Below are 21,498 nucleotides of genomic sequence, written 5' to 3' on the forward strand. Positions count from 1 at the left end.
TTCACTACGAACACCTGGCACGACCCCGTGGAAAGGACGTTCATGCAGCAGGGAGATCTGGCCCCGGACTTCACTCTCGCCGACGAGAAGGGCGAACAGCGCTCGCTCGGGGAATTCCTCGCCGAAGGGCCGGTGGTGCTCTTCTTCTACCCGGCCGCGATGACCGGCGGCTGCACCGCGGAGAGCTGCCACTTCCGCGATCTCGCCGCCGAGTTCGCCGAAGCCGGCGCGCAGCGGCTCGGGATCAGCCCCGACGACGTGACCAAGCAGCGGGAGTTCTCCGACGCCAACGGGTTCGACTACCCGCTGCTGTCCGACCCCGACGGCGCGGTCGCCAAGCAGTTCGGGGTGCGGCGCCGGTTCGGCCCGCTGCTGACCAAGCGGCACACGTTCGTCATCGACACCGACCGCGAAGTGCTCGAGGTGATCAAAAGCGAGCTGAAGTTCGCCAAGCACGCGGACGATGCGCTCGCCGCGCTGCGGGCACGCAAGAACGCCTAGCCTTCACAGCGCGCGGAGACTGTCGCGGGTGAGATCGGCCAGCGTGGGATAGCCGTCGACGGCCATCAGAAGATCGGCTTCGGCGAGGATCGACCGGAGGACGTGGACGACGCCATCGGCACCGCCGAGCGCGAGGCCGTAGGCGTAGGGACGCCCGACGCCCACCGCGGTGGCGCCCAGTGCCAGTGCTTTCACGACGTCGGAACCGGACCGGACGCCGGAGTCGAAGAGCACCGGGAGGCCGTCCGCGGCGTCGACGATGTCCGGGAGGACATCGAGCGCCGGTATCCCGCCGTTGGCCTGGCGCCCGCCGTGGTTGGAGCAGTAGAGGCCGTCGACGCCGCCGTCCCTGGCGCGGCGGGCGTCGTCGGGGTGGCAGATCCCCTTCACCACCAGCGGCAGCTTGGTGATCGAGCGCAGCCACGGCAGGTCTTCCCAGGTGAGCGGGTTCCCGAACAGCTGAGCCCACAGCCGCACCGCCGCGGCGGGATCCTCTTCGGGGCGGCGGCCGAGGCGGTCGAGGAACACCGGATCGGTGCGGTAGTTGGCGAGGCAGTTGCCGCGCAGCTGCGGGAAGTTGCCGGTGGCGAGGTCGCGCGGGCGCCATCCGGTCACCCAGGTGTCGAGGGTGACGACGATGGCCTTGAACCCCGCCGCCTCGGCGCGGCGAACCAGGCTTTCCGCCAGCTCGCGATCGGTCGGCGTGTAGAGCTGGAAGAACCCCGGGGTCTCGCCGAACCGCGCGGCGACCTGTTCCATCGGATCCACGGTCAGCGTCGAGGCCACCATCGGCACGCCGGTCGCCGCGGCCGCGTCGGCGGTGGCGAGGTCGCCGTGGCCGTCCTGCGCGCAGATGCCGATCACCCCGATCGGCGCCATGAACAGCGGCGCCGCCCACCGGTCGCCGAAGACCTCCACCGAAAGGTCACGCTCGGCGGCGCCGGCGAACATGCGGGGATAGAGCCCCCACCGGTCGAACGCGGCGACATTGGCGCGCTGCGTGCGCTCGTCTCCGGCCCCACCGGCCACATAGGACAGTACGGACGGCGGCATCGCCTGCGCCGCACGAGTTTCCAGCTCGTCAAAGGTCATCGGGTACTTCGACTGGACACCGCCGAGCCCGGCGAGGTAGATCTCGTTCTGGTAGTCACCGAACTGTGCCATGTGGACAGTCCCTTCCGGAGTGTGCGGCGGTCATCGACGAAGCCCGTACGCGCGGGCGACCACTTTCTCGACGACCGTACGCGGCAAGAGCCTGCGAAGGGCGAACACAGCAGGGGCCCCGCTGCCCACCGCGTACAACGGTTTCGGCCGCCGAGCCCCGATCGCGGAGAGGATCGTGGCGGCGACCCGCTCCGCGGAGATCCCGGTGGCCTCGTTACCGTCCAAAGCGGACAGCATCGTGGCGAAGTCGGTGCGGTAGGGTGATTCCTGGCTGATGTACTTGGTGCGCCGCATGCTGATACCGGTGTTGATCGCGCCGGGTTCGACGGTAGTCACACCGATCCCGAACGGGGACACCTCCAGCCGCGCGGCGTCCGCGAACCCCTTGATCGCCGCCTTGACGGAGGTGTAGGAAGACCGGTACGCGAGCGGGAAGCTCGCGATCATGGACCCCACCATCACGATCCGGCCGTGACGGCGGGCGCGCATCCCCGGCAGCACGAGCTGGGTGAGCCGCACCGGCGCGAACACGTTCAGCCTGAACAGCCGCTCGATCGCGTCGGCAGGCAGCTCCTCCAGCGGCCCCGACTGGCTCTCGCCCGCGTTGTTGACCAGCACGTCGACGGTGCCGAGCCAGTCCGCGGCCCGCTCGACCGCCGCCGGGTCGGTGAGGTCGAGCGCCCGGTACTCGACCCCGTCCACGCGATCGGCGGCATCGGGGTTCCGGCTCGTGCCGATGACGCGGTACCCCCGCGCGAGGAGTGCACGCGCGGTCGCCATCCCGATCCCGGACGACGCGCCGGTGACCAGGGCGGTGCGGCTCGCGGGCACGTCGTTCACGGCTCTCCTCCTGGCTTCGCCGCCGTCTGCCCGGCGCCACTTGATAAGGAAATGTATCGGATAAGTTCTCCTATCGGAAGGGCCTGCCGCACTGGCGGGCCGTGCTGCTGGTCGTCGTCTACCACGTGTGGCTCGGCCGGGTCTCCGGCGACGTGGACGTGTTCTTCCTGATCTCCGGATCCCCCATGACCGGACAGCTCTACCGCGCCAGTTCCCGTGGCGACATCGCGTTCGGAGCAAATGTGGGGCCGGACGGTCAGGCGCCTGTTCCCGGCCGCGCTGACGGTGCCGGCGGTGGTGATCATCGCGAGCGTGACCCTGCTCCCGGAAGCCATCGAATCGGCGCCGCGCGGGAACGAGGACGAAGACGAACCACCCGCCTGAGCGGGATCAGGGCGCGCGCAGCTCCCAGACGAGTTCCGTGCCGCTTTCCGCGGCGCCGCGCTCGCGTTCGGAAGCCCTGCGCTCCAGCAGCCGGAACCCGAGCCGCGCCGGCACCGCCCCGCTCCGTTCGTTCAGCTCGTCGTGGATGATCACGACGCGCTCGGCGCCGATCCCGAACGCCACTTCGGCCAGGCGCTCGACCGTCTTCGTGATGATGCCTTCCCCGGTGCGCGCCCGGTGCACCCAGTAGCCGATCTCGAACGCGCCGGGACCCAGCCTGGTCATCAGGCCGCAGCCGCCGACGATCTCGCCGGAGATCGTGATCGCGTAGTCGAAGGTGACGCGCTCGTCCCAGCGGCGCCGCGTGGTGTCGATGAACTCCCGCGCCGCCTCGACGGGATACCCGTCCGCGACCCAGCTCGTCCACGGCCGCAGGTGGTCGATCGACTCGGCCACCGCGCGCCGCACCGCCGCCACGTCATCGGCGCGCCAGCGGCGGAGCAGGATCGTGTCGGAGACTGCGACTTCTTCGGCAGGTGCCTTCATAGCCGCATGGTGCTCGTGTGGCGGCGTCCCGCGCACCCGAGTTTTCCGCTGGCCGTCCCGGCGCCGCCGGTGGCAAGGTCACGCACATGCGCATCGACATCGTCACGTTCCCCGGGGTCGACGACCTCGACCTTACCGGCCCGCTGCGCGTGCTCCGCGGCGCGGGCTACACCGTGCGGCTCGTCGGCAGGACCGGCCGAGGGCTCGTCACCACGTCGTCCGGCCTGCGCTTCGAGACCGACGCCGGGTTCGATCCGCGCCCGGACGTGCTGGTCGTTCCCGGCGGAGGCTGGGGCGCCCGCGCCGAGGCCGGCGCGTGGGGCGAAGCGCAGCGCGGTGACTGGCTCCCGCTGCTGAAGCGGGCCACGCCCGAGCTGCTCGTGGGCATCTGCACCGGGACGATGCTGCTCGCGCACGCTGGCCTGCTCACCGGCCGCCGCGCGAACACCCACCACTCGGCCGCGGCCGAACTCGCCGAGCTCGGCGTCGAGGTGGTGCCCGACCGCGTCGTCGACGACGGCGACCTCATCACCGGCGGCGGCGTGACCTCCGGCATCGACGTCGCGCTGTGGCTGGTCGAACGGATCGCCGGTCGCGAGCTCGCCGACGGGCTCGCGACCGGACTCGAATATCCGCGTTACCGGCCGTCCTAACGGAGGGTCCTAGTGGAAGATCGCGCTCTCCGGGATGACCGTGTCGCCGCGCAAGGCGTCGAACAGCTGCTTGGACTTGGTCTTGTCCCACTTCTCCGCCGACGCCGAGGTCACCGGCACGGTCGTGGTGACGACGCCGCCCGAGGAGATCCCCCGCATCGCCCACGCCAGCCCGACGAGGTTGTGCACGTGGTCGCCGGAGTCCATGGTCAGCGCGTCCGGCGCGGCGCCCAGCAGCGGGAACAGGTCGAACGGGTTCAGGAACGTGCCGGGGCTGGCGATCTCGCTGACCAGGGCGCCGATGAACTTCCGCTGGTTCGCGGCGCGGTCGAGATCCGATCGCGGGGTGGCCGCGCTGTGCCGCATGCGGACGAAGCCGAGCGCCTGCGGGCCGTCGAGGTCCTGGCACCCCGGCGGGATCTTCACCCCGGTCTTCTCGTCGTCCATCTCCTTGTCGATGCACATGTTCACGCCGCCGATCGCGTCCACGATCTTGGCGAACCCGCCGAACCCGATCTCGGCGTAGTGGTCCATGCGCAGGCCGGTGGCCCCTTCGACGGTCTCGGTCAGCAGCTTCGGGCCGCCGATCGAGAACGCGGAGTTGATCTTGCTGGTGCCGTGGCCCGGCACCTTCACGTCGGAGTCGCGCGGCAGGCTCAGCAGCGTCGGCGGGGTGTCGTTGTCCGGGATGTGCGCGACCATGACCGTGTCGGTGCGCGTGCCGCCACCGGCGGCCTTGACGTCACCGGTGGACAGGCGTTCCTCGTCCTCGGTGGACAGGCCCTCACGGCTGTCGGAGCCGACGACGAGCCAGTTGGTGCCGGAGGCCGCGGCCGGACGGCCGGCGTAGTCGTGGATGGCGTCCGTGCGGTTGATGGACACCTCGAGGTACACCCACACGCCCGCGATCAGGAGCACGATCACGGTGAGCAGGGTCAGCAGGATGCGCCCGAAGCCCCAGCGTCGACGGCGGCGCGGCGGCGGGCCGCCCATCGGCCGCTGTGGCGGCTCCTGGCGCGGAGGTGGCCCCTGCCGCCGCGGCGGCTCGGCCCGGCGCTGGTCGCCGTAGGGCTGCTCCTGCCCCGGCAGGGGCATCATCTGCGTGTGCTGGGGCCGTCGCTGGCCCCTCGGGGGCTGGCGGGGGCCGGACCGCGGCGGGTAGCCGTCGTAGTCTCCGCCGTAGCTCATCCCTCGATCACCCTTCCACGTCAACCGGTTTCCATGCGGTTCTGCAGGTGCCACTCAACCGCAAACCTCATAAACCCGGACGTGCGACCCCCCTATTGGGTTGTTCCTCCCGGTTTGGCGAATCCGAACTGGTGCACCTTGAGGTAGCCCGATCGGAAGCCTGCCTCCGAATAGGCCAGGTAGAACTCCCACATCCGGCGGAACACGTCGTCGAACCCGAACGCCGAGATCTCCGACCAGCGCTCGGTGAACCGGTCGCGCCACTGCCGGAGCGTGCGGGCGTAGTCCTGGCCGAACTCCCTGATGCCCTGCAGCCGCAGCGTGGTGTGCTCGGTCATGCCCTGCTCGATCGACTCCGTGGACGGGATGATGCCGCCGGGGAAGATGTACTTGTGGATCCACGTGTAGGACGACGTGGTGGCCCGCATCCGCGCGTCGTCCATGGTGATCGCCTGCAGCCCGAACCGCCCGCCCGGCCGCAGCCGCTCGCCGATCGTCGAGTAGAACGTCGGCCAGTACTCGGCGCCGACGGCCTCGATCATCTCGACGCTCACCACGGCGTCGTACTCCCCCTTGACGTCGCGGTAGTCGCACAGCTGCACGTCGACGCGGTCGGACAGGCCCGCCGCCGCGATCCGCTCGGTGGCCAGCGCGTGCTGCTCCTCGGAGATGGTCACCGACGTGACGGTCGCGCCCCTGGCGGCCGCGCGGATGGACAGCTCGCCCCAGCCGGTGCCGATCTCCAGTACCGAGCTGCCTTCGCGGACCCCCGCGTAGTCGAGCACGCTGTCGATCTTGCGGTGCTGCGCCGCGGTGAGATCGTCGTCCGGCCCGAACAGCGCCGAGGAGTACATCATCGACTCGTCGAGGAACCGGGTGAAAAGGTCGTTCGAAAGGTCGTAGTGGCGGTGGATGTTCGACCGCGCGCCTTCGACGGTGTTGGCCTCCGCCGCGGGCTGGCGCCGCTCCACGAACCGGCGCAGCTTCTGCAGGATCGGCGGGATCAGCGTCGCCATGCGTTCCGCGAACGGCGTGAGCACCTCGGCCAGCGCGTCGGTGGTCCAGTCGCCGACCATGTACGCCTCGCCGAAGCCGATCTTCGCGTCGGCGCCGAGCCGGTGGAAGAACGCCGACGGCCTCGCGAGCCGCATCTCGGGCGCGCCTGCGCCGCCGGACCCGAGCGTGCTGCCGTCGGGCAGGCTCACCCGGAGATCGAGCGGGCGCACCGCGCGCCGGAAGAGTCCCTCGGCGACCCTGGCGCGCAGCGGGGAATGCGGCGGTGTCGCCAATTCGGGCCACTTGGCCGGATCCGGCCTGCCCGCGTTCGCGGGTGTCCCAGACGCCCGATCGACGCTTGAGCTGGTCAAGGCACTCCCTTCCGCCGGAATCATCCAGCTGGTGACTGTGGACGGTCGCATCGCAAAGCCAATGTTCGCGCTCAGAGCGGGATTCGCAACCTGTCAGCGCTCGGCTTGGTCCACGCCGACCACATAGTCTTGTCCTCCCTGGCCGCACCGAGCACGTCCAGTGTGAAAGCACACACGAGACGGGTCCAGACCTGTGCGCGCGCAAGCATGGCGTGTCCTTCCGCAGCGAGTTCGAAACGCGCCAATCGGGAGGTATCGGACTCCGCCCTCGACGCGAAGTCGAACGACTGGCCGGGATCGATCATGCGGTCGCGCAGGCCGTGGACGATCAGCACGGCGCGGTCGCGCACCGGTTCGACGGGCTCGCCGTCCGGGGTCCACGGCGCCAGCGCGCACACGCCGACCACATTGGGGTCGTCGGCGACGCGCAGCGCGACGCGTCCGCCCATCGAGTGACCGACGAGCACGATCGGCGCGTCCGGGTGCTCCGCCTTGATCCGCTCCAGTGCCCACCTCGCGTCCTCGACCGCGGGGAGCTTCGGCGGGTTCCAGCCGTGCACCCGGTTGCGCACCAGGCGCACCTCGACGCCATGGTCGCGGCAGGCGCGGCGCACCGCGCGCCCGATCGGGATCATCCGCAAGTAGGCGAGCCGCCACGGGCGGACCTCGCGATCGCCCCATTCCGACCCGCCGTGCAGCACGAGCACCACCGCGCGCACCGGGCCGTCCGCCGCGAGCACGCGCACCGCTGGTTCCTGTCCGCTCACCTGATCATCCTCCACCCGGCTCCCGAATGGTCCAACGCCGCGGTTGACGGGATCAATCCCACCCGATACAGATTCGTTCGACACCGGGTACCGGCAAGGATGGGGGCATGTGGTGAGCGCCACCGAGTTCGACACGCTGGCCGGCGACGCACTGAAGCGCGTCGCGGCCGAAAACGCCGAGCAGATCGAGGAAGCGGCACGACTGGTGCTCGGCTGCATCCGCTCCGATTCGCTGGTCTACACCGGTGGGGCCGGGCATTCGCTGGCCGCCGTCGCGGAGACCTTCTACCGGGCGGGCGGGCTCGCCTGCGTGTATCCGCTGTACCACCCCGATCTGCTCCCGCTGCACGGCGCGCAGGCCAGCACGGTGGCCGAGCGCAGGTCAGGGCTCGCCGCGGAGGTGCTCGCGAAGTCCCCGCCCGGCCCGTCGGACCTGCTGGTGGTCTTCTCGACTTCCGGGGTGAACCCGTACCCGGTCGAACTGGCCTCGACCGCGCGGGCGGCGGGCACCCCGGTGATCGCGGTGTCCTCCCGCGCTTCGGTCGCGGCGGCACCCCGGCGCGGGAACAGCACACTGGTCGAGGAGGCCACGGTCGTGCTCGACACCGGAATCCGGCCTGGCGACGCCAGCTTCCCCGCCGAGAACCCCCGTACCGCCGCGCTGTCCACTGTGGTCAACGCCTTCCTGTGGAGCAAAGTGCTGGCGACCGTCCTTTCGCGCGCCGAAGCCGACGGGGTCAGCGTGCCGCTGTGGCGAAGCTCCAACGTGGACGGTGGCGATGAAGCCAACGCTTCACTGTTTTCGGCCTACCTGCCGCGGGTCCCCGCGCTGGCCTGAGGCAGCCCCGCCCATGCTCTGAAGGCGACCTTCAGGGACCAGCCCCCGCGCGGCTCCACGCTTGCGCCACCCATCGCACCAGAACCGAGGTGCCGTCGATCCCCTGAAGGCCCTAGGCGGCGGCGGGTTCGGCGGCGAACTGGGTGTGGTAGAGGTCGGCGTAGCGGCCGTCCGCCGCGAGCAGTTCCTCGTGGGTGCCGCGTTCGACGACCGTGCCCGCCTCCACGACCAGGATCTGATCGGCGGCGCGGACCGTGGAGAGCCGGTGCGCGATCACCAGCGCGGTGCGGCCGGACAGCGCGTGCGTGAGCGCCTCCCCCACCGCGACCTCCGATTCGGAGTCGAGGTGCGCGGTCGCCTCGTCCAGCACGATCACGCGCGGCTGGGCGATCAGCAGGCGCGCGATGGTCAGCCGCTGGCGTTCTCCGCCGGAGAGCCGGTAACCCCGCTCGCCCACCATGGTGTCGAGCCCGTCGGGCAGGCTGCGGATCAGGTCCTCCAGCCTGGCGTCGCGCAGTGCCGCCCAGATCTCGTCCTCGGTGACCTCCGGGCGCACGTAGGCGAGGTTCGCCCTGATCGTGTCGTGGAACAGGTGCCCGTCCTGGGTGACCACGCCGACCGCGTCGCGGATGTCGCCGAAACCGAGATCCCGTACGTCCACATCGGACATCCGGACGGTACCGGAGTCCACGTCGTACAGCCGAGGCAACAGCGAGGCGATCGTCGACTTCCCCGCGCCCGACGATCCGACGAGTGCGATCAACTGGCCTGGCTCCGCACGGAAACTGATGCCGTGCAAGACTTCTTCGCCACCTCGCGTGTCCAATGTAGCCACATCTTCGAGCGAGGCGAGCGAGAACCGGTCCGCGGCGGGGTAGCCGAACCGGACGTCGTCGAACTCCACCGACACCGGCCCTGCCGGCAACGGCTTCGGGTCTGGCCGCTCGGTGATCATCGGCTCCAGGTCGAGCACCTCGAAGACCCGCTCGAACGAGACCAGCGCGGTCATCACGTCGACGCGCACGTTCGCCAGCGCGGTGAGCGGGGTGTAGAGGCGCGTGAGCAGCAGCGCGAGCGCGACCACCGTGCCGGGTTCGATCCGCCCGGTCAGCGCGAGCCAGCCGCCGAGGCCGTACACGAGCGCCTGCGCGAGCGCGGAAACCAGCGTCAGGCTCGTCATGAACCAGCGCGTGAGCATCGCGGTCCGCACCCCGATGTCCCGCACCCGCCCGGCGCGCCTGCCGAAGTCGCGCGCTTCGTCGTGCGGCCTGCCGAAGAGCTTCACCAGCGTGGCACCCGGCGCGGAGAACCGCTCGGTCATCTGGGTGGTCATCCCCGCGTTGAGGCCGGCCGACTCGCGCTGCAGGTCCGCCATCCGCTTGCCCATGCGCCGCGCGGGCAGCACGAACACCGGCAGCAGCACCAGCGCGAGCAGGGTGACCTGCCAGGACAGCGTCATCATCACGATCAGCGACAGCGCGAGCTGGATCATGTTGGTGACCAGGCCGGACAGGGTCGCGGTGAAGGTGCGCTGCGCGCCGATCACGTCGTTGTTGAGCCTGCTGACCAGCGCGCCGGTGCGGGTCCTGGTGAAGAACGCGACCGGCATGCGCTGGACGTGCTCGAACACCGCGCGCCGCAGGTCGAAGATCAGCCCCTCGCCGATCCGCGCGGACTGCCAGCGTTCGGCGAGCCCGAAGCCCGCGTCCGCGATGGCGATCGCGGCGATCGCGACGGCCAGCCACACGACGATGCTCACCTCGTGCCCGCCGACGATGATGTCCACGACCTTCCCCGCGAGCAACGGGGTGCTGACGGCGAGTACCGCCGAGAACACCGTGAGGGCGAGGAAGATCGCCAGACTCCGCCAGTACGGCCGCGCGAACCGGGCGACGCGCCGCACCGTCCCCTTCGCCAGCCCCTTCGGCGCGTCCGCCGAGTTCATCGCCGAGTTCATCAGTGACCAGGTGTTGTCCACTTCGCCCCTCCAGTTCCGAGCAAACCTCGACAATAATCGAGGTTTGCCTTGCATATGACCAGGTTAACGTGTGGACTCAAGTTAATCTTCCCCCTCCACCGAACTTCTTCCCGGCGCGCGAGCAAGCCGGCGGCGACCGCTCGTTACCCTTCGGTGGTGACCGGGGAGACCACACTCGACGAAACCCGCCGCCCGGCCCGCTTCCGGCTGCCGCCGCGGACCGTCGACGCGGTGTTCTACCTGTTCGCGCTCGGCTACGCGCTGATCACCGCGCTCACCAACGAGTTCTACGGGTTCCGCGTGTGGGGCGGCTTCGCCGCGGCAGGCTACGGACTCGGCCTCGTGCTGACGATCGCCGGGCTCGTCGCGGCGCGCTACCGCCTCGCGCTGCCGCGCCCGCTCGCGTCCCGCTGGACGCCGGTCGTGATCGCCGTCGTCCTCGCGATGCTGGTGCCCGTCGTGGTGCTCGTGATCCGGCGGCTGACCGGTGTCGACTGGCTCATCACGCCGTGGTCATGGGCGGCACAGCCCGAGGTGTGGGTCATCGAGCGCTCCGCGAGCCTGCTGCTCGACCACGGCACGCCCTACGTCGACGTGCTCTCGCTCAACAGGCCGCCGGAGGTCAACGACTACACCCCCTACGGGCCCGTGATGACCGTTTTCGGGCTCCCGAGGGCGTTGTTCGGGGGCACCCCGGTCGGTGACGCGCTCACCGACGCGCGCCTCATGTTCGCGCTGTGCGCGTGCCTGTGCCTGTGGGGCGCGTGGCGGCTGCTGGGGCGGCCGCGGATCACCGTGGCCGCGGCCCAGCTCACCGCCGTGTTCCCGCTGACCACGCTGATCTGGTCCACCTCGGGCCCCGACCTGGCGATCCTCGGTCTCTTCGTGCTCGCACTGGCGCTGGCCGCGGTGCGCAGGCCGGTGCTGTCCGGTGTGCTGGCAGGCGCGGTGGTGAGCGCGAAGCTGATCGTCGCCGCCGCTGTCGTCGTGCTGGCGGTGTTCGTGTTCGCGCACCTGGGCAGGCGGGCGTTCGGCCGGTTCGCCGCGATGGCGATCGGCCTGTGCGTGGTGCTGAACCTGCCCGTGTTCCTCGCCGACCCCGGCGCGTTCCTCGAACACGTGATCCGCTTCCCGACCGGGTCCGGCGTGGTGGTCTCCCCCGCCGCGAGCCCGTTCCCGGGCTACCTGATCGCCGGGCTCGGCTCGGCGGGCAAGATCGCGGCCTTCGCCCTGCTCGGCGTGGCCGCCATCGGGATCGGCGCCTGGGTACTGCTCCGCCCGCCCGTCACCGGCTCCGACGCGGTGCTCCGCACCGCCGTCGGGCTGTGCGCGCAGACCGTGCTCGCGCCCGCGACCAGATTCGGCTACCTCGTGTACCCGGTCGCACTGCTGGGCGTGCTATTGGTGTTCCGCCAGTACGAGCGCGCGAAGCCGTCCGCGGTTACTTCTTCTTGACGCGAGTGGCGCCGCCGCGACCACGAAGCTGCACACCCGATTCGGAAAGCACGCGGTGCACAAAACCGTACGAGCGTCCGGTGGACTCCGCGAGCGAACGAATGCTCGCCCCCTTCTCGTATTTCTTCTTCAGATCAGCGGCAAGCTTGTCACGCGTGTTTCCGGTGATCCGCGCGCCCTTCTTCAGGTCCGCCACGTCCGTCCGCCTTCCGCCCGAGAGTGTCCTGGGCCACTTCCGGCCCCTACTGCCGCAATGATCGAACACTGCGCGCCGGAATGCCAGACGAGGAGCGAAAAAGCTGACAAAACTGCGATCATGTTGGGCCATTCCAGTGTTTGTTCACGGTCAACCAAGCACCGGAACTGCCCGTGTGGTTTAGGCCAACTGCACGAGTTCCAAGTAATCGGCCGACCAATGGTCCTCGGTACCGTCCGGCAGCAGGATCACGCGCTCCGGCTCCAGTGCCTCCACCGCACCGGGATCGTGCGTGACGAGCACGACCGCGCCGGTGAAGCTGCGCAGCGCATCGAGCACCTGCGCGCGGCTCGCCGGATCCAGGTTGTTCGTCGGTTCGTCGAGCAGCAGCACGTTCGCGGCGCTGGAGACCAGCCCCGCCAACGCGAGACGCGTCTTCTCGCCACCTGAGAGAGTCCCGGCAGGCTGGTCGAGCTGCTCGCCGGTGAACAGGAACGAACCGAGCAGGTTCCGCAGTTCCTGTGCGCCGGTGTCCGGTGCGAGATGACGGATGTTCTCCCACACGCTCGCGTCATGATCGAGCGTCTCGTGTTCCTGTGCGTAGTAGCCGAGTCGCAATCCGTGGCCGGGCACCGTCGATCCGGTATCGGCCTTTTCCATACCGCCCAGCAATCGCAACAGGGTCGTTTTACCCGCACCGTTCAAGCCGAGAACGACGACCTTGGAACCGCGGTCGATCGCGAGATCCACACCGGTGAAGATTTCCAATGACCCGTACGACTTCGACAGTCCTTCGGCGGTGAGCGGGGTCCGCCCGCACGGCGCGGGCTCGGGGAACTTGATCCGCGCGACCCGGTCCGCCTGCCTCGTGTCGTCCAGGTTCGCGAGCATCTGCTCCGCGCGGCGCGCCATGTTCTTGGCGGCAACGGCTTTCGTGGCCTTCGCACCGAGTTTCGCCGCCTGCTGCTGGAGCGCCGACGCCTTCTTTTCGGCGTTCGCGCGCTCACGGCGGCGGCGCTTCTCGTCGGTCGCGCGCGCGTCGAGGTAGCGCTGCCAGGTCATGTTGTAGTGGTCGAGTTCGCCACGGGTGGCGTCGAGGAACCACACCTTGTTGACCACGTCGGCGAGCAGGTCGACGTCGTGGCTGATCACCACGAGACCGCCCTCGTGCGATTTGAGGAACCCGCGCAGCCAGGTGATCGAGTCGGCGTCGAGGTGGTTGGTCGGCTCGTCGAGCAGCAGGATCGTCTCGGACTTGCCGCCCGCGCCCGCTTCGGCCGCGGCGAACAGGATCCGCGCCAGCTCGACGCGACGGCGCTGACCGCCCGACAGCGTCTTCAGGGTCTGCGCCAGCACCCGGTCGGCGAGACCGAGGTTGGAGCAGATGCGGGCCGCCTCGCTTTCGGCGGCGTACCCGCCGAGCGACGCGAACCGCTCCTCGAGCCTGCTGTAGCGGTTGATGGCCTTGTCGCGGGCCGCGTCGTCGGCGAGCTCCGCCATCGCCATCTGCTGCTTTTCCATGTCCCGCAACAGGGCGTCGAGACCGCGCGCGGACAGCACCCTGTCCTTCGCGGTCACCGACAGGTCGCCTTCGCGGGGATCCTGCGGAAGGTAGCCGATGTCGCTGGCCTGCTTGACCTCGCCGGAGTGGGGCTCGCCCTCACCGGCGAGCACCTTGAGCGAGGTCGTCTTGCCCGCGCCGTTGCGACCGACGAGGCCGATGCGGTCGCCCTGCTGGATGCGGAGTGTGGTGCCGGAGAGCAGAATGCGCGAACCAGCGCGCAGCTCAAGGCCCGTGGCCGTGATCAAGGGAGTCTCCTGTGGACTGCGAAAGGGGTGGGTGCCGGGACAGCTTCGACGGACCGGGGGTGACCCGGGCCGGAGCTATTCCCTCATGATCTCCTGAAAACCCACGGCACCGAGTATACGGACGGTGGTCCACCGAATTTACGGCGCGTGGGGCTTCTCACCCGCGGCCTCGCTCCCGGTGCTGGTCAGGCGGCCGGGATCGAACCCGTCCGGCCACCTCGTCGCCGCGTCCGCGACCGCACCGGCCAGCGCGGTCCTGGTCAGGTTCGCGCCGCGGAAGTCCGCCCCGCAGACGTCGGCGCCGCCGAGATCGGCACCGGTGAGATCGGCGCCCCTGAAATCGGCCCGGCGCGCCCTCGCGCCCGCGAGCTGGACCCCGCCGAGGTTCGCGCTCGCGAACACCGCGGCCTCGAGGTTCGCCCTGCGCAGATCGGTCCCTTTGAGATCGCTCCGGTCCATCCGCACCCCGCGCAGCCACGCCCGCGCGAGGTTGGCGTGCCGGAGCTGGGTGTCGACGAGGCGCGCGTTGTGCAGTTGCAGGCTCCTCAGGTCCACTCGGGACAGATAGAGCCTCGGCCGGTGCTTCGAACAGGGCACCCGGCCGAGGATGTCCAGCGCCGCCTGGATGTCCGGCGCCCTGACCTGGAGCCACGGCACGCTTTCGTCCACCGTCGCGGTGGGGTGCTCCGGTCCGTCCGGCGCGCCGACCGCCCACGGCGCGTGGGTGCGCACGAAGGTGGCGAGGAGGAACTGGATCGTGTCGCGGTCGTCGGGCGAGTTGCGCGCGACCCGCTCCAGCGCGTACATCCCGCCGATGCGGACATCGCGGTTGTCGCTGCCGACGTGGTCGACCGCGCGCGTAAACCGTTCGGTGAGCTGCCCCTCGCGGTTGACCTGCACCTGCCGCCAGGTCGCCGCGGCACCCGCGATGACGAGCACACCCGCGATCGCCTGCAGTACCGTGCCGCGGACGTTGTTCTGGAGCTGGGCCTGCGCCTGCTGGAGCTGGATCCGGGTTTCCGCGCCGCCGACCCCGCGAAGGTCCGCTTCGGTGAGCGGCGGGTGGAACCACCCCGGCGCCAGGGTCAGGCAGACGATCGCCAGCGCCACGAACACGACGCCACCCGCGATGAGGCGCCAGAAGGTCGACCGTTTCACGGTGCGCGATCCTCTCACGCGCCGCGGACGACGATCTCCACCGCCGTGGCCCGCCGGGCGGCCTCGTCGAGCACGGTCCGCCGCGGCTCCGGGATGTCGAGCACGCGCGATCGCGCCAGCGCGAAGATCCCGGCGAGACGGCGATCCCGCCGCACCTCGTCGAGCGCGGCGCGGTCGCCGCCGAGCACCACCGCGTCGAGCTCGGGCAGCCGTGCCGCGAGCACCTCGGCGGCGTCGGCCGCGGCCGCGCGCACCGCGTGCCGCGCCTGCCCTTCCCGGCGCCGCGCGAACCGCTGCTGCGACCACCCGCCCGCCGCGGAACGGCCGTGCACCAGGTGCCGCGCGGTCCGGGACACCACGACCCTGCCGCCCTGCGCGACGCCGACGCTGTGCCCGCCGAGGCGCACCAGAAGCAGCCCGATGCGACGCGGCGCGGTCGCGTGCACGACGAGCGCCTCGATCGCGAGCCCTGCCACATCGGGGATTTCGGGGACGTCCAGTGGCGGAAACGGGACGGCCGCGGTCGCCGCGGTCCCGTTCCCCGCGAGGACGACGATCTCGTCCGTGCCGAGGCAGGTGCGCGCGATCCCGTCGTGGCGGTCGGCGAACCGGGCGAACCAGCCGTCGAGGCGCTCCGGCGGCACTTCGACCGCGCGACCGCCACCGGCGACCTGACGCGTCCTGTTCACCGGCTCACCGTACTTCGTGCACGGCACGGGCGCCCACGGGAAAACCCGTGAGCGCCCATACCGTTCAGCTTCCCTACTGGACGAAACCGTTGATGTGCAAGGAAACCGCACGGATGGACCCGGCATCGCCCGCGACCCCGTCGATCGCGGAGAAGGTCCAGGTGCCGTCCACGGCGTTCGCGCGCACCGCGGAAAGCGGGTTCCGCGGCTGCCACGTCCCGGTGTACGGCGCGTTCGCCGCCGTCACCGTGGCGAACGCGCTGGCGGCGTCGTCGGCGAAGACGACCTTGCACAGGTTGTTGCCCGATCCGCCGTTGCGCTGCAGCAGGATCGCCTTCGAGCCGTCGGGTGCGGTGAGGGTCGCGGTCAGGTCGTTGACGTACGAGTGGTCGATGCCCACCGTCGTCGCGCCCGCGTCCGTGGTGCACGCCGTCCCGTCGATCGAGACGGACAGCTTCGCCGCGCGCCCGATCCCGGACACCTGGATCGGGACGCTGGCGCCCGACGGATCGCTGTCCGGGATCGCCACCGGCGCGCCGGCGTAGGCGAACGTGCGGGTCTCCGGCGACGGCTGCCCGACGCTCAGCGCGAACTGCTGCGTGGTCGGCGAAAGCGACCCGGCGAAGGTCACCCTCGCGGCGAGCACCACGGTGCTGCCGAGCGGCTGCGAAGCCGGCACCGTCACCGTGAAGTCGTTGACCCCGGTCTGGTGCGGGCTGATCGTGCCGTACGACTTCGCCCTCGGCGCGATCGTCACACCCGGCGTGGTGCTGGTCAGCACCACGTTGGTGGACACGGCGGCACCGTCGCCGTCGTTGACCACCGGCAACGCCACCTTCGCGGTGTCGCCCGGCCGCAGGTAGGCACCACCGTTCGAGGACGTGACGATCGGCTGCCGCGCGACGGCGAGCGGCTGCGGGCTCGCGCCGGTGTAGGCGAGCACGCGGTCGGCGAGGATCACCCCGGCGCCGCTCACCCCGTCCCGGCCCGGTGCCTCGATGTCCACCGCGGTGGAGACGAGCGCGTCCCGCACCTCGGACCCGCGGATACCGGGATTGCCGGACAGCACGAGGGCCGCGATGGCCGCCGCGTGCGGGGCGGCCGCCGAGGTGCCGAAGAACGGGTCGAATCCCGACACGCTCGTGCGCACGCCGTCGGCCGCGGTGATCTCCGGCTTGGCGCGCACCTCGCCACCGGTCGACGACACGTTCCCCGGGGTGATCGGCGTGCCGTTCGCCTCGTAGAACATGCGGCGCGGACCGTCGGACGAGAACCGTTCGACCTTCGACGCCTCGCTGAACGTGCCGGGGAACGGCCCCACCGGGTTCGCCGGGTCGCCCGGTTCGAGTGGCCTGCCGAACGCCTTCGCCGCGGGGGTCGCCGCGACGCTGAACGCCTGCCGTGCCGCACTGTGGCCGAGGGTCACCCCTGGGGTGTTGTACGCCTTGAGCCCGTCGGTGGAGTCGGAGAACCGCCCGCGCAGCGCGGACAGGGAGAGGTACCGGTTCTCGCCGGAGTACTTCACGACCGCGATCCGCAGGCCCGTCCCGCCGCCGCCGGGAGTGTCCAGCCGCTCGTACGGGTCCTGCGTGCCGGTCTGGTTGTCCTGGCTGAGGCTGACCACGTTGCCGGCCTGGTCGAACAGGTAGAGGTCGTAGTCGTTGGCGGACGCGCCGAGCGGGTCCGACCAGAACAGGTTCACCGGGATGCCGGCCGACGAGGCCTTCGAGACCGGTTCGTAGACCTGGACACCGGCCGTCCCGGCGAAGTTGTGCGCGCTGCCTTGGAACTTGCCGGCGGTCAGCCCGGAATCGAGGAAGTCACCTTCCCAGTGCGCCGCGGTGCCGTCGCGGACGCTGCCCTCGTTGCCCGCCGAGGAGAAGTACAGCGCGCCGTCCGCGGTGACGTCGTTGACCGCCTGCGCGATGATCCAGTCCTGGAACGGCGATTCCTTGAAGTAGATGACGTCGTCGACGAGCACGTCGCAGTGCGACTGGAACCGCAGCGCCCTGATGTTGTCGGCGAAGCTCGCGTCCGAGTTGAACGCCGTGGCGAAACCGAGCTTGGCGCCGGGCGCGACGTCGTGCAGGATCTCGAGCATCGCGGTGCCCTCGTCCCCGTCGCCTTCCTGACCGGCAGGCACGTCGACGTCGGCGGGCAGTTCGCCCTTGGCCTTGGACGCGGCGATCGAGTCGACGCCGTCGGACAGCGCGCACACCTTCGTGCCGACCCCCGTCACGCCGAACTGCTGGCGCGCGGTGTCCGCGTTGTGCGCGCGGTCACCCTCGCTGGTGATGGTGGCGGCCCCCACCGCGTTCTTCACCGCCGCGCCGATCCGCGCCGCTTTGTCCTCTTTGGACTCCTTGACGGCGGTGGGCGCGTTCGTGTTCATCGCCTGGCTCGGCGCCACCGGCGCCTCCAGCTCGCGGGCCGTCATCGCCTGGTCCGCCACCTCGATCCGGCGAACGTCACCCCGTTCGGCCAGCGCGCTCACCCGGTCGAGCGGCAGTTCCGCCCGCACACTGGCTTCCTTGGCCGAGATCGCGCGCACCGCGCCGCCCGCGGTCTTGAGCGAGGCGAGCAGGTCGTCACCGACCTTGTCGACCCTGATGTCGACGAGCACGGTGCCGCCGCGGGAAACGGCGACCCCGGTCCGCAGGTTCGGCACCGCCGACGCGGTGGCCCGCCCGGCGCGCAGCTTCCGCTCCACGAGCAGCTTGCTGTCTACTTTGGACTCTGCCTTGGTTTCGGTCTTCTTGAGCGCCTGCAGCGCGGCGATCTGCGCCGCGGTACTGGCGGGAATTCCGGCGGGGCCGGTGCCGGCCGCGGCACCGGCGGTCGCGGGGACCGCCAGCCCCAGCGCGGCGGCGAGACCCACCGCGCCCGCGGCCAGCACCGCTCTTCTGCCTCTTCGTGACTGAGCTCGACGCACTTGCGCCTCCGAGTTGTCGGCGCGTGCCCCGACTCACGCTGACCAGCACCGGCGATCACCGGTTGAATCAAGCTAAGTACTCACCGCAATGGCACACATCAGCCTTTCGAGTGATCCACGAACGGGATTTTCCGATCACGGAGCGCGAAGGTCGCCACCGGCCGAATTCCCGTATCACAGCACGAACGACTCGGACCAGGGCTGGGAGGCCCTGCCCGACAGAGCGTCCAACAGGGACACTGCCTGCTTGTCCGTCAACGAGGACACGAAGTCGATGACCGCGCGCCCGCGCGCGAGTTCGTACACCGCGTCGGTGCCCCGCACCGGCTCACCGGTGGCGCCGACCAAGAGTTCGGGCTCCGCACGGGCGATCGCGGCGTACTCCGTTCGCGCCAGTTCGACGAGATCGCGCAGGCGGCGGGGCAGCCGGTACGCCTCGTCGCGGTCGACGAGCCACGCGTCCAGCGCGTCGACGAGGGTGGACACCAGGCTCGCCTGGCCGCGCTGGTGCAACGCGAGATCAGGGCGCAGCAGCACGAACCGCCGGTGCACGAACTTCAGGACCTGCACCTCGTGCCACTGCGCGGCGCGCAGGGTCAGGTGCCCGGTCCGCGTCGGCGGCGACGGGGTCAGCAGCACGCCGTCGACCAGGCGGGCGGTCCAGCGGGCGGAGAACGCCGCGAGGGCCTGTTCCGCCTCGATCGACCCGTCGAACGCGCCGGAGAGCAGATCGTCCACCAGCTCGGTGCGCACCCTGGCCACGGCGAGCGCGAACGCGTCGTCGTCGACGATCCACGAATCCTTGGCGTGCAGTCGCCGTCGCATCCGCTCCAGCGACCGGCCGGGACGGCGAGCCTCGGAATCGAGCGTCGCCGGGTCGAGCCCGGCCAGTTCGAGCGCGTTCGCCGTCCAGCCGCCGAGCTCGGCGGCGACCTCGGCGTGCTGCAGCACGCCGATCCGGTGGAAGTCCTGCAGGTCGTGGATCGCGTAGGCGATGTCGTCGGCGGTGTCCATCACGGACGCTTCCACCGTCTGCTGCCACGGTTCGACGCGCCCCGCGAACGGCGCCCTCGCCTGCTCGAAATCGTCCCATTCGGTGCTGTAGGCGCAGAACTTGCTCGACCCGGTGCCCGGCGCGTCGCCCGGTTCGGCCGCGCCGCGCGGCGGGACGGGCATCTCCGACGGGTGCGGCCGCGGCCGGTGCAGCCGGGACCACGGGTACTTCAGCACCGCCGCGCGCACCGCCGCGGTGAGATCGAGCCCCACCGCGGACGGGCCCCGCACGTCGGTGGTGGTCAGGATCCGGAACGTCTGCGCGTTGCCCTCGAACCCGTCGGCGAGGTTGAACCGATGGCGCGCGACGCGGTCGAGCACGCCCTCGCCGAGGTGCCCGAACGGCGGGTGGCCGAGATCGTGCGCGAGGGCCGCCGCCTCGGCGACGTCGGGATCGAGGCCGCCGAGCTTGCGCGCGAGATCCGCGGCGTCGGGCGAGGCGAGCAGCCGTTCGGCGATCGAGCGGGCGACGGTCGCGACCTTGAGGCTGTGCGTGAGCCGGTTGTGCAGCAGTCCGGAGCCGCCCGCGCTGACCACCTGCGTGACCCCGCCGAGCCTGGCGAAGAACGGCGAGCTGACGATCCGGTCGCGGTCCGCGCGGAACGGGCTCACCGCCAGGTCCGCGGTGGCGGGCCCGGCGCCGCCACCGGCCTCGCTGTCCCGTCGTGCCGCCCTCGGGTCCGGTTCGTCCATCGGTCGCATGCGCACCACCGTATCCACCACCGTCCGATCGGCACAGCACGGCGGCACCGGTGATGTGGTGTGATCGGTGCCGTGGTGGACGTACTCGTGGCGGGCGCCGGTCCCGCGGGCTGGGCGGTGGCGGCGGCGTGCGCGCGCGAAGGGCTGCACACGCTGCTCGTCGACCCGGCGCCGGCGCGGCACTGGACGGCGACCTACGCGCTCTGGCGCGACGAACTGCCCTCGCTCCCCGCCGCCGCGATCGCGGCGGCACCGGCCACGACCGTCGCGTTCGGACGGACGGGGCATGTGCTCGGCCGCGAGTACCTGGTGCTGGACAACACCCGACTACGGCACTGGCTCACCGACGAGCGGGTGGAGGTGCGGCAGGGGAAGCTCGACTCGACCGTCCAAGGTGGACACGGCAGCACCGCCGTGCTCGACGGCGGATCCCGTGTCGCCGCGGCGGTCGTGATCGACGCGAGCGGGAGCCGCCCGCACCGCGGCCCGCGTGCGGAGCAAACTGCTTACGGGGTAACGCTTTCCACCGCGGAGGCGGCCGAGGTGGCTCCCGCCGCGGACGCTTCCACCGCGGTCTTCATGGACTGGCGGGACTCCGCCACGTTCCTGTACTCGATCCCGCTCGGCCACGACCGCGTCCTGGTGGAAGAAACGTCGCTGGCGCGCAAGCCGGGACTGCCCCTCGACCACCTCGCGGACCGGCTGCGCGCCAGGCTCGCACGGGCCGGCGTCACCGAGCCGCGCCGCCGCGAACGCGTGCGAATAGCACTCGACACCCCGCCACCGGTGCGGGGCAGCGCACTCGGCTTCGGCGCGGCAGGCGGGTTCGTGCACCCCGCGACCGGGTACAGCATCGCGACCTCGCTCGCGCTCGCTCCGGCGGTCGCCGCCGCACTCGCCGACGGGCTCCCCGGCGGCCCCGGCCGGGCGCTGCGCGCGGCGCGGCACGCGGTCTGGCCCGCCTCCGCGCTCGCCGTCCACCAGCTCCGCCGGAAGGGCCTGCACGCGCTGCGGTCGATGCCCGCCGACGCCCTGCCCGCGTTCTTCGACCTCTTCTTCGCGCTCCCGGACGACCTGCAACGCGCCTACACGTCGGGCAGAACGGACATCGCGGGCACCACCTCGGCCATGGCGAACCTGTTCCGGACTGCGCCATGGCGGCTACGCGCCCGTCTCGCTCTGTGAGAACCCGGCGCCAGCGTTACGCCAATACGGGCACACCGGGTGCCATCGCGATGAACAGTTGCCGACATGCGTATCGAATTCCGGGTGCTCCGG

18 protein-coding genes and 1 pseudogene are annotated in these 21,498 nt (G+C 70.9%); 6 read left to right on the top strand and 13 right to left on the bottom strand.

All coding sequences use genetic code 11. The annotated features are described in order from the left end of the window. Positions 1-42: 42 nt before the first annotated feature. Positions 43-501 carry a peroxiredoxin gene (locus ABD256_RS29395; RefSeq protein ID WP_344426076.1) on the top strand — a complete coding sequence of 153 codons (459 nt, stop codon included), beginning with the start codon at positions 43-45 and terminating at the stop codon, positions 499-501. A gap of 3 nt (positions 502-504) precedes the next feature. Here the strand turns inward: ABD256_RS29395 and ABD256_RS29400 are convergent, their stop codons facing one another. After that, complete coding sequence (locus ABD256_RS29400; RefSeq protein WP_344426080.1) at positions 505-1,665, bottom strand: alpha-hydroxy-acid oxidizing protein; 1,161 nt, start codon at positions 1,663-1,665, stop codon at positions 505-507. A 30-nt stretch (positions 1,666-1,695) separates the two neighbouring features. Further along, positions 1,696-2,505, bottom strand: coding sequence for an SDR family oxidoreductase (locus tag ABD256_RS29405; RefSeq protein ID WP_344426083.1), 810 nt, complete (start codon positions 2,503-2,505; stop codon positions 1,696-1,698). Between the two features lie 83 nt (positions 2,506-2,588). Between ABD256_RS29405 and ABD256_RS29410 the strand changes: the two are divergent. Then, positions 2,589-2,835 (top strand): annotated as a pseudogene (locus tag ABD256_RS29410) (acyltransferase family protein); the annotation flags it as partial. A gap of 60 nt (positions 2,836-2,895) precedes the next feature. Here the strand turns inward: ABD256_RS29410 and ABD256_RS29415 are convergent. Further along, positions 2,896-3,435 carry a GNAT family N-acetyltransferase gene (locus tag ABD256_RS29415; RefSeq protein WP_344426086.1) on the bottom strand — a complete coding sequence of 180 codons (540 nt, stop codon included), beginning with the start codon at positions 3,433-3,435 and terminating at the stop codon, positions 2,896-2,898. A 17-nt stretch (positions 3,436-3,452) separates the two neighbouring features. On the opposite strand from ABD256_RS29415, the gene ABD256_RS29420 reads away from it, so the two are divergent. Continuing rightward, complete coding sequence (locus ABD256_RS29420) at positions 3,453-4,088, top strand: DJ-1/PfpI family protein (protein WP_344426089.1); 636 nt, start codon at positions 3,453-3,455, stop codon at positions 4,086-4,088. 9 nt (positions 4,089-4,097) lie between these two features. On the opposite strand, the gene ABD256_RS29425 is transcribed toward ABD256_RS29420, so the two are convergent. The 3 genes from ABD256_RS29425 to ABD256_RS29435 form a co-directional block, all read right to left on the bottom strand. Beyond that, on the bottom strand, positions 4,098-5,276 hold the full coding sequence (locus tag ABD256_RS29425; protein WP_344426092.1) for an LCP family protein: 1,179 nt from the start codon (positions 5,274-5,276) through the stop codon (positions 4,098-4,100). A 92-nt stretch (positions 5,277-5,368) separates the two neighbouring features. Then, complete coding sequence (locus ABD256_RS29430; RefSeq protein WP_344426095.1) at positions 5,369-6,643, bottom strand: class I SAM-dependent methyltransferase; 1,275 nt, start codon at positions 6,641-6,643, stop codon at positions 5,369-5,371. A 71-nt stretch (positions 6,644-6,714) separates the two neighbouring features. After that, positions 6,715-7,410 (bottom strand): alpha/beta hydrolase, encoded by a 696-nt coding sequence (locus ABD256_RS29435; RefSeq protein WP_344426097.1) that lies wholly within the window; start codon positions 7,408-7,410, stop codon positions 6,715-6,717. A gap of 109 nt (positions 7,411-7,519) precedes the next feature. Between ABD256_RS29435 and ABD256_RS29440 the strand changes: the two genes are divergently transcribed. Continuing rightward, a complete protein-coding gene (locus tag ABD256_RS29440; protein WP_425546539.1) occupies positions 7,520-8,248 on the top strand; it encodes an SIS domain-containing protein in 729 nt (242 codons plus the stop codon). Positions 8,249-8,360: 112 nt separating this feature from the next. On the opposite strand, the gene ABD256_RS29445 is transcribed toward ABD256_RS29440, so the two are convergent. Continuing rightward, positions 8,361-10,226, bottom strand: a complete 1,866-nt coding sequence (locus tag ABD256_RS29445; RefSeq protein WP_344426103.1) for an ABC transporter ATP-binding protein — start codon at positions 10,224-10,226, stop codon at positions 8,361-8,363. Between the two features lie 156 nt (positions 10,227-10,382). On the opposite strand from ABD256_RS29445, the gene ABD256_RS29450 reads away from it, so the two are divergent. Beyond that, complete coding sequence (locus ABD256_RS29450; protein ID WP_344426106.1) at positions 10,383-11,681, top strand: glycosyltransferase 87 family protein; 1,299 nt, start codon at positions 10,383-10,385, stop codon at positions 11,679-11,681. On the opposite strand, the gene ABD256_RS44510 is transcribed toward ABD256_RS29450, so the two are convergent. The 6 genes from ABD256_RS44510 to ABD256_RS29480 form a co-directional block, all read right to left on the bottom strand. Further along, positions 11,668-11,877 carry a helix-turn-helix domain-containing protein gene (locus ABD256_RS44510; protein ID WP_110339417.1) on the bottom strand — a complete coding sequence of 70 codons (210 nt, stop codon included), beginning with the start codon at positions 11,875-11,877 and terminating at the stop codon, positions 11,668-11,670. The genes ABD256_RS29450 and ABD256_RS44510 overlap by 14 nt on opposite strands. 180 nt (positions 11,878-12,057) lie before the next feature. Next, a complete protein-coding gene (locus ABD256_RS29460) occupies positions 12,058-13,686 on the bottom strand; it encodes an ABC-F family ATP-binding cassette domain-containing protein (protein WP_344426111.1) in 1,629 nt (542 codons plus the stop codon). Positions 13,687-13,824: 138 nt separating this feature from the next. Next, positions 13,825-14,844 carry a pentapeptide repeat-containing protein gene (locus ABD256_RS29465; protein WP_344426114.1) on the bottom strand — a complete coding sequence of 340 codons (1,020 nt, stop codon included), beginning with the start codon at positions 14,842-14,844 and terminating at the stop codon, positions 13,825-13,827. A gap of 14 nt (positions 14,845-14,858) precedes the next feature. Then, on the bottom strand, positions 14,859-15,533 hold the full coding sequence (locus ABD256_RS29470) for an acVLRF1 family peptidyl-tRNA hydrolase (RefSeq protein WP_344426117.1): 675 nt from the start codon (positions 15,531-15,533) through the stop codon (positions 14,859-14,861). Between the two features lie 73 nt (positions 15,534-15,606). After that, positions 15,607-18,429: a S8 family serine peptidase gene (locus ABD256_RS29475; protein ID WP_344426119.1), complete on the bottom strand. Its 2,823-nt coding sequence runs from the start codon at positions 18,427-18,429 to the stop codon at positions 15,607-15,609. Between the two features lie 210 nt (positions 18,430-18,639). Next, the gene (locus ABD256_RS29480) at positions 18,640-20,211 is read right to left on the bottom strand and encodes a deoxyguanosinetriphosphate triphosphohydrolase family protein (protein ID WP_344426261.1); all 1,572 of its coding nucleotides are present in this window, start codon (positions 20,209-20,211) and stop codon (positions 18,640-18,642) included. A gap of 81 nt (positions 20,212-20,292) precedes the next feature. Here ABD256_RS29480 and ABD256_RS29485 point away from each other — a divergent pair, with 81 nt between their 5' ends. Continuing rightward, complete coding sequence (locus tag ABD256_RS29485; RefSeq protein ID WP_344426122.1) at positions 20,293-21,405, top strand: lycopene cyclase family protein; 1,113 nt, start codon at positions 20,293-20,295, stop codon at positions 21,403-21,405. Positions 21,406-21,498 lie beyond the last annotated feature (93 nt).

Origin of the sequence: Amycolatopsis minnesotensis (assembly GCF_039529815.1) — a bacterium.
GTDB classification, from domain to species: domain Bacteria; phylum Actinomycetota; class Actinomycetes; order Mycobacteriales; family Pseudonocardiaceae; genus Amycolatopsis; species Amycolatopsis minnesotensis.